At 70.4% G+C, this 13,261-nt stretch carries 11 protein-coding genes; 8 read left to right on the top strand and 3 right to left on the bottom strand.

What is annotated here, in order from left to right:
• Window positions 1–71: 71 nt before the first annotated feature.
• Window positions 72–518: an ATP-binding protein gene (locus ACIOKD_RS24210; RefSeq protein ID WP_402087594.1), complete on the bottom strand. Its 447-nt coding sequence runs from the start codon at window positions 516–518 to the stop codon at window positions 72–74.
• A 166-nt stretch (window positions 519–684) separates the two neighbouring features.
• Here ACIOKD_RS24210 and ACIOKD_RS24215 point away from each other — a divergent pair, with 166 nt between their 5' ends.
• Both ACIOKD_RS24215 and ACIOKD_RS24220 read left to right on the top strand, forming a co-directional pair.
• Entirely contained in the window at window positions 685–1,536 is an 852-nt protein-coding gene (locus tag ACIOKD_RS24215) for a Scr1 family TA system antitoxin-like transcriptional regulator (RefSeq protein WP_402087597.1), read from the top strand.
• Entirely contained in the window at window positions 1,533–1,718 is a 186-nt protein-coding gene (locus ACIOKD_RS24220) for a DUF397 domain-containing protein (RefSeq protein ID WP_402087599.1), read from the top strand. Before ACIOKD_RS24215 ends, ACIOKD_RS24220 begins: the two co-directional genes overlap by 4 nt.
• Window positions 1,719–1,770: 52 nt before the next feature.
• On the opposite strand, the gene ACIOKD_RS24225 is transcribed toward ACIOKD_RS24220, so the two are convergent.
• Together ACIOKD_RS24225 and ACIOKD_RS24230 are read right to left on the bottom strand one after the other, a co-directional pair.
• A complete protein-coding gene (locus ACIOKD_RS24225; RefSeq protein WP_402087602.1) occupies window positions 1,771–2,922 on the bottom strand; it encodes an EcsC family protein in 1,152 nt (383 codons plus the stop codon).
• A 507-nt stretch (window positions 2,923–3,429) separates the two neighbouring features.
• Entirely contained in the window at window positions 3,430–3,648 is a 219-nt protein-coding gene (locus ACIOKD_RS24230; RefSeq protein WP_402087604.1) for a hypothetical protein, read from the bottom strand.
• Between the two features lie 630 nt (window positions 3,649–4,278).
• Here ACIOKD_RS24230 and ACIOKD_RS24235 point away from each other — a divergent pair.
• The 6 genes from ACIOKD_RS24235 to asnB all read left to right on the top strand — a co-directional run bounded on the left by ACIOKD_RS24235 (window position 4,279) and on the right by asnB (window position 13,249).
• Window positions 4,279–5,757: a sugar transferase gene (locus tag ACIOKD_RS24235; protein WP_402088130.1), complete on the top strand. Its 1,479-nt coding sequence runs from the start codon at window positions 4,279–4,281 to the stop codon at window positions 5,755–5,757.
• 80 nt (window positions 5,758–5,837) lie between these two features.
• Window positions 5,838–7,154 (top strand): nucleotide sugar dehydrogenase, encoded by a 1,317-nt coding sequence (locus ACIOKD_RS24240; RefSeq protein WP_402087607.1) that lies wholly within the window; start codon window positions 5,838–5,840, stop codon window positions 7,152–7,154.
• Window positions 7,144–8,424: a glycosyltransferase family 4 protein gene (locus ACIOKD_RS24245; protein WP_402087610.1), complete on the top strand. Its 1,281-nt coding sequence runs from the start codon at window positions 7,144–7,146 to the stop codon at window positions 8,422–8,424. The genes ACIOKD_RS24240 and ACIOKD_RS24245 overlap by 11 nt, the downstream gene beginning before the upstream one ends.
• Window positions 8,421–9,791: a Wzz/FepE/Etk N-terminal domain-containing protein gene (locus tag ACIOKD_RS24250; RefSeq protein ID WP_402087613.1), complete on the top strand. Its 1,371-nt coding sequence runs from the start codon at window positions 8,421–8,423 to the stop codon at window positions 9,789–9,791. Before ACIOKD_RS24245 ends, ACIOKD_RS24250 begins: the two co-directional genes overlap by 4 nt.
• Entirely contained in the window at window positions 9,788–11,317 is a 1,530-nt protein-coding gene (locus ACIOKD_RS24255) for a Wzz/FepE/Etk N-terminal domain-containing protein (protein WP_402087616.1), read from the top strand. Before ACIOKD_RS24250 ends, ACIOKD_RS24255 begins: the two co-directional genes overlap by 4 nt.
• A gap of 3 nt (window positions 11,318–11,320) precedes the next feature.
• On the top strand, window positions 11,321–13,249 hold the full coding sequence (gene asnB, locus ACIOKD_RS24260; protein WP_402087619.1) for an asparagine synthase (glutamine-hydrolyzing): 1,929 nt from the start codon (window positions 11,321–11,323) through the stop codon (window positions 13,247–13,249).
• Window positions 13,250–13,261 lie beyond the last annotated feature (12 nt).

The raw sequence follows: 13,261 nt of genomic DNA on the forward strand, positions 1-13,261 counted from the left end.
CTTTCGGCTCCAGGTAAGTCATTCAGCCCAGGAATACTCTCCGAATTCCTCCCAGCTCAGCCGGGAATACATCAAGGCGCTTCCATGGCGCACTCGGCCCACACGGTCTTGCCGCTGGGCGGATACGGATCCGTGCCCCAGCGGTCCGCGAGGGCGGTGACGAGGATGAGGCCGCGCCCCGACTCACTGTCCGGCGGTGTCTCGAAGTCCACCGACAGGGCGGGCAGCCATTCACCGCGCGCGTCGGTCACCGCGATGCGGACGGTATCGGTCGCGGTGTCGAGCGTGAGACGGAGCTGGAAGTCGCGGCCCTGTACGCAGCCGTGCAGCGCCGCGTTGGCGGCCAACTCGGCGACGATCTGTTCGGCCCGGTCGGCCACGCCGGGTGACACCGGCCAGGCGCGAAGTTGTTCGACGACGAGCAGCCGGGCGAGGCGGGCGCCGCGACGGGTGGAGGAGAGCCGCTGCGTGAAGGTGTGCACGGTGGGGGCGGCGAGTCGGGGGGTGGTGGCGTTCATGAGGCCACTGTCGCGGGCGGGCGGAAGCGTGTTCCAGAGGCGAGACCCGTACGCTGCGTGAGCGTACGGACACTTTGTGTAGACAGTACGTCGATTTTGCCGTCACCCTGGGTGGATTGATCGCGGCGATGCCGCACCGTACGTACGCACCTGGAGGTGGCCGCGTATGCCGGACAGCAGTGATGTGACGGCTTGCGACCTGGAACGCGAGCCCGATCCCTCCGACAGCCTGCGGACCTTCGGGGCCGTCGTCCAGGCCCTGCGTGAGCACGCCGGCCTCAGTCGGGCGGACTTCGGGACGCGGGTCAGATTCTCCAAGCACACCGTGGAGTCGGTGGAGTTGGGCAGACGGATGCCGGACGAGTCGTTCGTGGAGCGAGCGGAGGAGGCGCTGGGTAACACGGGGGCGCTGCGGAAGGCGGCCGGGCATTTGACGCGGGGCGAGGCGGGGTTGGCGGCCTGGTTCCGGAGGTGGGCCCGGCTGGAGAAGGGGGCGGTGAGCCTGTGTACGTATGAGTGTCGGCTGGTGCCGGGGTTGTTGCAGTCGGAGGGGTATGCGCGGACGGTGTTCGACAACAGCGTTCCGCCGCTGTCGGATGAGCAGTTGGAGGCTCAGGTCGCCGCGCGGATGGAGCGGCAGAAGATGCTGTACGAGCGGCCGAACATGCCGTTCAGCTTCATCGTCGAGGAGCACCTGTTCCGGCGTCGGCTCGGTGGGTGTGAGGTGACGCGAGGGCTGCTCGACCACGTGCTGGACCTCACTGCGCCACGGAACGTGACGCTCCAAGTGGTGCCGTTGGATGCGGAGTTCCATGCGTGTCTGGACGGCCCCATGCGGCTCCTGGAGACCCCGGAGCGACGGCGGCTCGCGTACTCCGAAGGGCAGCAGAACGGTCGCCTCATTGCCGACGCGAAAGAGGTGAGCCTCCTCTACCAGTGCTATGACACACTGCGCTCGCAGGCCCTGAACCCCAAAGACTCGCGGGGTCTGCTGGAGCGACTGCGAGGAGAGCTATGAGCACGACGGAACTTGCCTGGTTCAAGTCCAGCTACAGCGGCACCCAGGGTGACGACTGCGTGGAGGTCGCCCTCACTGAGCAGGCCATCCACGTACGGGACTCCAAGGACGTGACCCGCCCGCACTTCGCCGTCGGGCGTGAGGAGTGGTCGCGGTTCGTGGGGTTCACGGCGGGAGCCTGAGCTGTGTTCATCCCGGCGGTCGCGTGGTCACGTACACCGCCGGGACACTGGATCAGTGGAGGTCGGGTCCGCCCGCCTCGGCTATCTCGTCGAGCAGGCTGATCTGCTCGTCGGCCTCGTCCGGTACGTCCGGGCTGTCAGGGCTGGTGTCGGGAAATGATCCGGCTGCCTCTTCGTCAGCGAGGTGCGGGTACTTGTCCAGGAGGAACCGCCGTCGGTATGCCACCTCGGCGGCGTCGACGATTCCTTCCAGGGTGGTCCAGTTGAGCGTGCTTCCGATGACGATCCCGAATGCGGGTACGGCCTTGCCGAGCCCTTTCTTGGTGAGGCGGAAGCCGAACGCCTTCGCGAACTGCTGAGAGACCTTGGTGACAACCGCGTCGTTCAGGACATCCCATGTCTTGCCGCGGAAGAGAGCTTGGGTGAGCCGCGAGATGTCGGCCATCGCGGCGTTCTTGGCGGTGGCCGAGCTTGCCGTCCCGACGTTGACGACGGACATCACGAAGAGTTTCTCGGCGGGCTCTTCGGGGTCGTAGCCGTAGAACAGCGAGACATGGCCGACGGCCCGGGAGGCGAGTCCGAGGACGACCGCGGTATCGGCGACGAAGGCGCCTGCGATCGCACCTCCCGAAGGCGCTGCGGCGGCACCGGCGGAAGCGGCGATGGCGAGCTGTCCTCCGGAGATCACCAGCCCCGCACCCGCTCCCGAGAGCGCCGCTGCCGCCGGGTAGTACACACTCGCCGCCCGTCCACGGACCGCGTCGACCTGCTCAAGGTCCAGGCGGCGCAGATCGAGCAGCGATTCGACGCCGTGCCCGCGCTTCTTGTGGAGCGCCACCACGCGTTTGGAGGAGAGGCCCGCCCGCGAGGCCCGTCCCACCGTCTTCCGTACGGATTCAGCGGCAGTGCCACTCCAGTCCGGGAGGGCGTCGGCGGCTCCGCGCGCCCCCGCGCCGACCTTTTGAGCGCCCTTGGCGACGACTCCCTGCCCCCGCGAAAGCGCAGACTTCGCCCGTGGGTGGTTCTCCAGTTGCTTCGCGGCACGCTTGCCGAGTTCCGAGACGCCGTTGGCCACTTGCTCGCCGGCGTTTCTCATCGCTCGGGACAGTGGGCGGCCCTTGAACTGCTGGACGGCACGCCATGCGTCGAGCTCGTAGTCCGACGGCGGTTGATCGGGCTGCTGCGGGTACTGCGGGTTGCTCATGGTTCCCCCTGGGCGTGGATATGGAATGGTGCTGCCCGTCTGGCCGGACTCGGTGCGCGAGGCGCGGCGGCCCTGCGGACCGGCGTGTGTACGGGACTGGGTCGTCGCGACGGCGGAGGCCGCCGTCGCGGGTGCGGAGGGCTGGGGTCGGTCTTGCTCGCGTCGGGGCCCACGTGGCGGGCGCTGGGGAGGACGAGTCCTTCCCGTAGCCGGAGGATACGACCGGAGAGGGCTCGCGGTCACATGACCGGCCGGACACGTCAGAGGCGTCGCGACGCCCGGCGCGCTTCCCCGGCCTCCGCGCGGGGCCGTCCGAGCGCGCCCCGAACGCTGCTCCTGCATTTACGGCGATCTACCAGAAGCCCCCTGGTCGGCCGTCACCGGCAGACGAGCCGAACTCGTCCTCAGCGCCCTCGATACGGCCCGGTGCCAACACGGCCCCGTGCCAACGCTGCCGGCCCGACGCTCCAGCCGACCCGGGCTGGGTCATCATCCGGACACGTACAGTCAATACAGGCCTTTCGCGTTCACCGAATGAGTCGTTGAAGCCGATATCGACGGCTTGATCGATACCGTCGGCGGCGCCCCGGACGGCGCGATCATGGAATTCCGGATCTGCCTCCGCGCGACACCGTTGATCAAGCCTGTCGGCCGTGTCATGCCTCCGGCGGCGTCGGAATCGGCGCTGCGGAAGGAGCCGCCCGGTTCCGTGACCAGCGCCTTCACGGGTCAACCGGGACCTCCCGCCCCACGGCCACGTGACCGGCCACCACGTTCGACGCAGGCCCCGGCCGGAGGCTGGAGTCGACGCGCATAGCGTCTACCGCTCATCGAGGACTTCACAGGTCACACGGCGTGTGTTTTTCGTCAAGGCACTCTCAAGTCTCAAAAGATGAGCGCAAGTTGCACACATCCCCTCTACATACCGGCCCTCATGGTCTAGATTGACCGTGCTTCAGCTGTTCGGACACATGACGACAAATAATGATCAAAAGGTTTGGCGCCACGAACAGGTTGGAGCCGCGTCCTAGACGCCAGACGTGGCAGTGATCAATTTGCAAAGCCCGTAAGGGCCTTCGGGTGCGGGGAGCACCCGGGGTTTCGGCGGGTTCCCGCGCACCTTGAGAATCCGGTGGGACCTGTCGGTCCGCCGCAGCCGGGGTGCGTGTCCAAGCAACGTGTGAACGGTCGACATTGTCGTGCGCGGGAGGCGGGGGCCTCCCGAGGAGAGAGAACAGCGCGACACGGGGGGCGGGGCCTCTCGGGGGGAGAACCGGTGCGGGGGGCGGGGGCCTCCCGGGGGGAGGGGCGGTGTTAGGCGAGCACGTCGAATCACTGGGGACCTTGGGGGGTTCTGTGCAGCGGGGGGATCTAGTCAACCCTTTTCCGTCGGCACGCGGGCAGCTGGCGAACGAGGCGATCAGCCGGCCCGCGGTCGACTGGGAACAGCGCTACCGCCGTACCGTGATCATCAGCGATACGGTGGCCACCTTCGTCGTGGTGGCGTCGATCGGCAACTTCTTCGGGGCCCGGGACGCGGCCAACTGGCACGAGAAATGGGTGATTCTCGCCTTCGGCACCGAGCTGCTGGTGCTGGGAGCGCTCGCGGTGAGCCGGTCGTGGGCTCCGGCCGTACTCGGCCAGGGCGCCGAGGAATTCCGCCGGCTCGGACGCTCGCTGTTCACGGCGGCCGTCGTACTGGCACTCGGCGGAATCGCCCTGACCTCGCGCAACATCAAACTCTGGATCTTCGTCGCGATCCCGGCGATCGCGATCGTCACCATGATCGCGCGCTATCTGCTGCGTCTCAGGCTGCACAGACAGCGCAAGGAGGGACGGTGTCTCAGACCGGTGCTCGCCGCCGGGAGCCCGGACACCGTGCGCGACCTGATCAGCAGGGCCCGCAAGCTCCCGCACCTCGGCTGGCGGGTGGACGGGGTGTGCACGACGGACGGCCTCGGGCCCGACGGTGACCACCTGGACGGAGTGCCGGTCGTCGGCCTGCTGGCGGACGTCGCCAACCACGTACGCCGCGACGGCTACCGTGTCGTCGCGGTCACGCCTGACCCGCACTGGTCACCGGACCGGCTGCAGCGGCTGGCCTGGAACCTCGAAGGCAGCGATGCCGAGATGGTCGTGGCCCCCGTGCTGATGGAGGTGGCCGGCCCGCGGCTGCACGTCGACGCCGTGCTCGGGATCCCGCTGCTACGGGTCAGCATGCCGACCTTCACCGGAGGCCGCCGGGCGGTCAAAGGGGTCGTCGACCGGCTGGGCGCGGCGATCCTGCTGATGCTGTTCGCGCCGCTGTTGGTGCTCGTCGCGACGCTCGTGCTGCTCGACAGCCGGGGCGGGGTGGTCTACCGCCAGCGCAGGGTCGGCAAGGACGGCCGCGAGTTCACCATCTACAAGTTCCGCACCATGGTCGCCGGGGCGGACCGGGCCCGTACCGCGCTGGCCGACCGCAACGAAGGCGCCGGCCTGCTCTTCAAGCTCCGCCGGGATCCGCGGGTGACCCGACTGGGAGCGGTGCTGCGCCGGTACTCGATCGACGAACTGCCGCAGCTCTTCAACGTACTCACCGGATCGATGTCGCTCGTCGGTCCGCGGCCCCCGCTGCCGGAGGAGTCCGCCGCGTACGGCCCGGACATCCGGCGGCGGCTGCTGGTCAAACCCGGGCTCACCGGTCTGTGGCAGATCAGCGGGCGCAGCGACCTGCCGTGGGAGGAGGCCGTCCGCCTCGACCTGCGGTACGTGGAGGACTGGTCGCTCGCCCTGGACACAGTGATCTTGTGGAAGACGCTGCGCGCGGTGCTCTACGGACACGGGGCGTACTGATGCGAGGGGGACTGCGGCTCACAAGCCGGTAGGCGCACGGACCGCGGGCCGGGAGGCCTGCCTGGGGGGAGAAACGGATCATGAAGGTCAGCGTTTTCGGGCTCGGCTACGTGGGCTGCGTATCAGCCGCGTGCCTGGCCAGCATGGGGCACGAGGTCATCGGGGTGGACGTCAACCAGGTCAAGGTCGACCTGGTCAACGACGGCAAGGCCCCGGTGGTGGAGGAACGTATCGGCGAGCTCATCGCCGACGTCGTACGGACCGGCGCCTTGAGAGCCACGGACGACGTCCGTGCGGCGATCATGGGCAGCGAGATCTCGCTGGTCTGCGTGGGCACGCCCTCGGAGGCCAACGGCAGCCTGTGCACCACGTACCTGGAACGGGTCACCGAGGAGATCGGCGCCGCGCTCGCCGAGCGGGGCGGGCGGCACACCGTCGTGTTCCGCAGCACCATGCTCCCGGGCACCTGCCTGAACCTGCTGCTGCCCATCCTGGAGAAGTACGTCGGCGGCACGGCCGGGGTGGACGTAGGGGTCGCGGTCAACCCGGAGTTCCTGCGCGAGGGCTCCAGCGTGCGGGACTTCTTCGACCCGCCCAAGACCGTCATCGGCGAACTCGACCCGGCGAGCGGCGACGCGGTGCGGGCGCTGTACGACGGCCTGCCGGGCGAGGTGTTCCGGGTGCCGATCCCGACGGCCGAGGCGATCAAGTACGCCGACAACGCCTTCCACGGCCTCAAGATCGGCTTCGCGAACGAACTGGGCGCCGTCTGCCAGGCGCTCGGGGTGGACTCGCACCAGGTGATCGACGTGTTCCTGGCCGACCGCAAGCTGAACATCAGCTCCGCCTATCTGCGGCCCGGCTTCGCCTTCGGCGGCTCCTGCCTGCCCAAGGACCTGCGCAGCCTGGTCCACGCGGCGCAGCGGGCCGACGTCTCGGTGCCCATCCTGTCCCACGTGCTGCCCTCCAACTCCGCCCATCTGCAACGTGCGGTGGAGATGGTCGAGCGCACCGGGAAACGCCGGGCCGGACTGTTCGGGCTGTCCTTCAAACCCGGCACCGACGACCTCCGCGAGAGCCCGCTCGTCGAACTGGCGGAACGTCTCTTCGGCAAGGGGTACGACCTGAAGATCTACGACGCCAACGTCAGCCTGTCCAGGCTGCTCGGCGCGAACCGCGAGTACATCGAGACCCGGCTGCCGCACCTCGCACACCTCCTCGCGGACTCCGTCGAGGAGGTGCTCGACCACGCCGAGGTGTGCCTGGTCGGCACCAGGGATCCGGCCGTCCTGTCGGCACTGCCCCATGGCGAGGGCCCCGTGCTCATCGATCTCATCCACCTTCCCGACGCCGAGGCGCGCCGGACCGAACCGGGGTACATGGGCCTTGCCTGGTAACACATCGTCCGACGACACGGCCGGCACCGACCGGCCCGGCCGGCGCGCGCTGATCCTCGTGGAGAACCTGTCGGTGCCCTTCGACCGGCGGGTCTGGCAGGAGTGCACGACGCTGCGCGACGCGGGCTGGGAGGTCCACGTCATCTGCCCGCGGGGAAGCAAGCGGGACACCGAGCCGGAGGCGGTGATCGACGGGGTGCGCATCCACCGCTACCCGCTGCGCGCCGCCACCGGAGGACCGGCCGGCTATCTGCGGGAGTACGGATCGGCGCTGTGGCACACGCTCCGGCTGGCCCGCAAGGTCGGCCCGGTCGACGTGGTCCACGCCTGCAACCCACCCGACCTGCTGTTCCTGCCCGCGCTGTGGATGAAGCGGCGCGGCGCGCGGTTCGTCTTCGACCAGCACGACCTGGTGCCCGAGCTGTACCTCTCCCGGTTCGACCGCGGCGAGGACCTGCTCTACCGCGGCGTGTGCGCGCTGGAACGGATGACCTACCGGGCCGCCGACGTCGTGCTCGCTACGAACGAGAGCTACCGGGACGTCGCGGTGAGCCGTGGCGGGCAGCGGCCACAAGACGTCTTCGTGGTGCGCAGCGCGCCCCAGACCGACCGGTTCCAGCCGGTACCGCCCGAGCCGGAACTCAAGCGCGGCAAGCCCCATCTGCTGTGCTACCTGGGCGTCATGGGCCCCCAGGACGGCGTCGACTACGCCCTGCGGGCCCTCGCGAAGCTGCGCGACGACCTCGGCCGGACCGACTGGCACGCGGTGTTCGTCGGCTCCGGCGACGCCTTCGACGCCATGGTGGAACTGTCCCGGGAGCTCGGCCTCTCCGAGCAGGTGCGGTTCACCGGGCGCATCCCGGACGCCGACCTGGTGCGCTACCTGTCCACCGCGGACGTGTGCCTCTCGCCCGACCCGCGCAATCCGCTCAACGACGTGTCGACCATGAACAAGGTCCTGGAGTACATGGCCATGGGCCGGCCGATCGTCTCGTTCGACCTCCGCGAGGCACGCGTCTCCGCCGGTGACGCCGCCGTCTACGCGCCCGCCAACGACGAGGCCGCGTTCGCGAAGCTCGTCGCGCTGCTGCTGGACGATCCGGCGAAGCGGGCCGAGATGGGCAGGATCGGCCAGGAGCGGATCAGCGGACAGCTCTCCTGGCGGAACTCGCAAGCGGCGCTGCTCGCCGCCTACACCGCTGCCTGCCGCGACCGCACTCCGGTGTCGGCGGGCGGCCCCGCCCGCACAGGGAGGAGGCCGCTCCGTTGAGCGACGACACGATACGCCTGGTCACGATCGGGCGGATCCTCCGCAGGCGCCGACGGCTGATCGCCCTCCTCGTCGTGGTGGGCGCGCTCGTCGGCTACGGCACCTCGGTGCTGTTCCCGCCGAAGTACACCGCGTCGGCATCGGTCCTGCTGCCGGGGCAGTGGGAGGAGCGCGAACTGCTGACCCAGGCGGAGATCGCGACCAGTTCGGTCGTGGTCGACCGCGTGGCCGCCACGCTCCACTGGCAGGGCGTCAGCGGCGGCGACCTGCGGGACCAGGTGAGCGCCGCGGCCGCCGACGGCAACATCATCAAGATCTCGGGAACGGCCGACACCCCGGAGCGCGCCCAGCGGCTCGCCGACCGGTCGGCCCAGCAGTTCGTCACCTTCGCCGCGCGCGTCGCGGGCGACAGCACCGACTCCGACGCGGCCACGGGTCCCGAGGCCCTGCGGCAGCAGGTGGAGGAGACCAACCGCCGGATCACCGACCTGTCCAAGGCCGCCGATCCGGGACAGACCGTGGAGAGCGTGCAGGCCCGCACCGCGCTCGCGAATCTGCGCACAGCGCTGGAAGAGGCCATGCAGAAACTGGACGAGGCCGACCCGGCGACCAACAAGGCCGGCATGGTGGTCATGGGACCGGCGGCCCGGCCGACCGGCGAGGCGCCACCGACCAGGGTGCAACTCATCGTCGGCGGGGCGCTGCTGGCGTTCCTGCTCACCGTCATCACCCATCTCGCCGCCGCCCGGATGAACCGGCGGCTGCGCACCGAACCCGAGATAGCCGCGGCACTGGGCTCGACGCTCCTCGGCACCGTCGACGTGCCCGAGGAACGGCCCGCGCACCGGCCGCAGGACAGTGGTGGCCGGTCGGCCCGGATCCGCCGGTTCCTCGGCGTCGACATCCGGTGGGACGTCCCGGACCCGCAGAGTTACGGCGACGAGGCCGGCCGGCGGATCCGCTACCGGCGGGTGTGCGTGCGTCTGCGCAACCAGCTGCCGGCCCCCCGGCGGCTGCTCGTCGTCGTACCGGACGGCGACGGAACCGCCCGCCGGGCCGCCGATCAGCTCGTCGCCGAGGCCCAGAGCGATCCGGTGCTGCGGGTGGTGGACGTCGCGGTGTCCCAGCCGATGGTGCCCGACCGTGACGCGGAGTCCGGCGTCCTGGTCGTGCTCAGCGCGGGCAGCTGGACCGCGGGGGAGCTCGCCGCCGTCGCCGAGGCCTGCGCGGACGCCGGACACGAGGTCGTCGGCATCGTCGTCGCCGGCACGGTCCGGGCCCGGCCGACGCAGACTGCCGACCGGCCCGCGGACAACACCCCTCTGGCGCTCGCGGTTCCCGGCAACACGACGGGAGGTCCGGCATGACGACGACTACGACCGAGGAGTCGTCGGCCGCCACTCCGCTGCTCGACCTGCACGCGCTGGTCGTGGCGGTGCGCAGGCGCCGCCGCCTCTGGGGTTCCGTGGCACTGCTGGGGCTGCTGCTCGGCGCGGCCGTGGCGGTCCTGCTGCCGCCACCGCCGAGCGCGACGGCCAAGGTGCTGGTCGTGCATCAGGAGGACCAGCCGAACGACACCGGGACGCTCATCCGTACCGACGTCGCGCTGCTCGGCACCACCCGGATAGCCGACAAGGCCCTGCAGGCCCTCAGGTCCCCGGAAGAACCGGAGGACTTCATGAAGGACTACCGGGGTACCGGCCTGACCAACAACCTGCTGCAGATCGATGTGACGGGCAAGAGCGACGAGGAAGCGGTGGCCCGCGCCAAGGCGCTGGCCGAGGCGTTCGTCGCGGACCATGTGCGAAGGATGCGGGAAGCCGCGCAGGCCGAGGCCAAGGCCCTGCTCGACCAGCGCGACCGCATGCGGGACGAGCTGACCGAGGTCAACAACGCGATCGGCGACCGTTCGCCGGAGAGCGACCCGCAGGCGTCGGCGACCCTTGAGTCCCTCTTCGCCCGCCGGGCCCTGCTCAACTCGCGTATCGCCGACTTCGACCAGCGCGCCGCGGACGCCCGCACCGGCACACCCAAGGTCATCGCAGGCACCCAGATCGTGGACGCCCCGCGCGCGGTCGAGCACTCCCTGCCCAGATCCGCCGCAACCAACGCCGTGATCGGGCTCGTCCTCGGGCTCGTCCTCGGCCTCGGGGTGGCCGCGGTCGGCACGGTGGTCGCGGACCGACCCGTACTGCGCCGGGAGATCGCGGCGAACCTGGGCGCCTCGGTCGTCGCGGAGCTGCGCTCACTACCCCGCTGGTCGGCCGGGCTGTGGCGGCCACGAAGGACCCGGGCGGCCCGCGAACGGCTCACCGCGACCCTGACCCGCGCCGTGCGCGGCTCCGCGGAACCGGTGTCACTGCTGGAACTGGGCTGTGCACGCAGCACGAGCGTGATCGCCCTGAACGTCGCCAGGGCACTGGCGGCGGAGGGGCCGGTGGTCGTCATCGACGGACTGCCCGGCCGGGAACTCGCCCACAGCCGCCAGGAGCCGGGAGGCCCGACCGTGGTCAGGGGCGAGGACGCCGCGGCCGTGCCGAAGCAGGCACGCCGGCTCGGCGTCGGCTCGGTCGCGCCCGGCACGGCGTGGACCGACCTCCAGTACCTCGGCAGCCGGACCGTGCTCGTCGTGCGGGCCGGACACGGCAGCGCCGCCTGGCTGCACACCGTGGCGCGGCAGCTCGCGGACCAGCGCATCCCGGTGATCGGTGTGGTGCTGATCGACCCCGATCCGCGCGACCGGACCGACGGCACGCTGTGGGACGGGCCGCACACCGCGCCGCGCGGCGCACATGAGCGGCCCGCCCGGCAGCACGGGGCGGGTAGGCCGTGGACGGAACGGCCCTCGACGACGGCCGCACGCGTCCCGTACAGCGACCAGGAGGCCAGGTAGAACATGTGTGGCATCGCAGGCACTTACCGATGGCCGGACGGAAAGGCCGTGACCGACCGGCTCACCGATGTCCTCGCCCACCGCGGTCCGGACGGGGCGGGCCGCTACGGCCACTTCGCCGGTGACGGCGAAGTGCAGCTCGGGCACCGCCGGCTGGCCATCATCGACCTGTCCGAGACCGGCGCCCAGCCGATGGTCTCGGACGGCCTCGCCCTCACGTACAACGGCGAGCTGTACAACGCGCCCGAACTGCGTACCGAGCTGGCGGCCGGCGGGGTGCGCTTCCGCGGTACCTCCGACACCGAGGTGCTCCTGGAGGCCTGGCGGCGCTGGGGCACGGACTGCCTGCCCCGGCTGCGCGGCATGTTCGCGTTCGCCGTCTTCGACGAGCGGACCGGTGAGCTGGTGCTCGCCCGCGACCAGCTCGGCATCAAACCGCTGTTCCTGCTCCGGCGCGGCGGGGGCCTGATGTTCGCCTCCGAACTCAAGGCGCTCGCCGCCGTGACCGGCGGAACGCTGGAAGTGGACCATGCGGCCCTTGTGGCCTCGCTGCTGTACTACTGGGTGCCGGACTCGCGCTGCGCGTTCAGCGAGGCGGAGAAGCTGCCGCCGGGAAGCTGGCTGCGGTGCCGGCCCGACGGCCGGATCGAGCGCGGCCGGTACTGGAACCTCAAGGACGTCGCCGCCGAGGGGCGGGAGCGCGCCCGCAGCGGTGATGTGCCGGACCTGGCCGCCGTCGTCGAGGAGTCGACCCGGCAGCATCTGCTCTCCGACGTCCCCGTGGCGACCTTCCTCTCCGGCGGTCTCGACTCCAGCTGGCTGACCGCACTGGCGGCCCGCCACCGGCCCGGGATCTCCGCCTACACGATCGGGTTCCGCGCCGAGGACGCCAAGTTCGAGGCGATGCCGGACGATCTGCGCTACGCCCGGCAGGTGGCCGAGCAGTTCGGCGTCGACCTGCACGAGATCGAGATCGCCCCGGACGTGCTGGACCTGCTGCCGAGGATGACGCACCACCTGGACGAGCCGATCGGCGATCCCGCCGCGATCAACACCTTCCTGATCTGCTCGGCCGCCCGGGAGGCCGGGGTCAAGGTGATGCTCTCGGGCATGGGCGCGGACGAGCTGTTCGCCGGTTACCGCAAGCACCTCGCCAACGTGCTCGCGCTGCGCTACCAGCGCGTCCCGCGACCCTTGCGGCGCGGCCTGTCGGCGACGGTGGACCGGCTGCCGGTCGCCACGGCCCGCCGCGGCTACCGGTCGGTGCGCTTCGCGAAGCGGTTCCTCTCCTTCGCCGATCTGCCGGAAGAGACCGCGTTCCGGCGCAGCTACACCATGTACGACCAGGACGAACTGCTCGCCCTGGTCAATCCGGACCTGGCCGGGACGGTCGACGACGTGCTGACCGAGCACGCGGACACCTACGAGGACAACGACCTCGACGACTTCGTCAACCGCATGTGCCTGGCCGACGCCCGGATGTTCCTGCCGGGCCTGAACCTCGCCTACACCGACCGCTCCAGCATGGCCGCGTCGACCGAGGTGCGGGTGCCGTACGTGGACGTCGAGGTGGTCAGGGCGGCGTTCGCCGTACCCGGCGACCGCAAGATCGTCGGACGGCAGGGCAAGGCCGCCCTCAAGGAGGCGGCCACCTCGATCCTGCCCCGGGAGATCGTCTACCGGCCCAAGGGCCTGTTCAGCGCCCCGCTGCGTGCCTGGATGAGCCGGGACCTGGCACCGCTGGTGCGCGAGGTGGTGAACGACGGCGTGCTCGTCAACTCCGGGATCCTGCGCCGTGACGCGCTGGCCCGCATGGTCGCCGAGGACGCCGCCGGGCAGCGGGACTTCTCCAAGCATCTGTGGCATGTCCTGACCCTTGAGTACTGGTACCGGGACGCCACCGCCGGCTCCGGCCGGAGCCAGGCGGCATGACATCACGACGGT

The organism is Streptomyces sp. NPDC087844, assembly GCF_044742785.1.
In the GTDB taxonomy this organism is placed as follows: domain Bacteria; phylum Actinomycetota; class Actinomycetes; order Streptomycetales; family Streptomycetaceae; genus Streptomyces.

Coding starts and splice junctions, on each gene's coding strand:
- ACIOKD_RS24255 (WP_402087616.1), top strand. CDS start 9,788: ATGACGACGACTACGACCGAGGAGTCGTCGGCCGCCACTCCGCTGCTC.
- ACIOKD_RS24225 (WP_402087602.1), bottom strand. CDS start 2,922: ATGAGCAACCCGCAGTACCCGCAGCAGCCCGATCAACCGCCGTCGGAC.
- asnB (WP_402087619.1), top strand. CDS start 11,321: ATGTGTGGCATCGCAGGCACTTACCGATGGCCGGACGGAAAGGCCGTG.
- ACIOKD_RS24215 (WP_402087597.1), top strand. CDS start 685: ATGCCGGACAGCAGTGATGTGACGGCTTGCGACCTGGAACGCGAGCCC.
- ACIOKD_RS24210 (WP_402087594.1), bottom strand. CDS start 518: ATGAACGCCACCACCCCCCGACTCGCCGCCCCCACCGTGCACACCTTC.
- ACIOKD_RS24240 (WP_402087607.1), top strand. CDS start 5,838: ATGAAGGTCAGCGTTTTCGGGCTCGGCTACGTGGGCTGCGTATCAGCC.
- ACIOKD_RS24220 (WP_402087599.1), top strand. CDS start 1,533: ATGAGCACGACGGAACTTGCCTGGTTCAAGTCCAGCTACAGCGGCACC.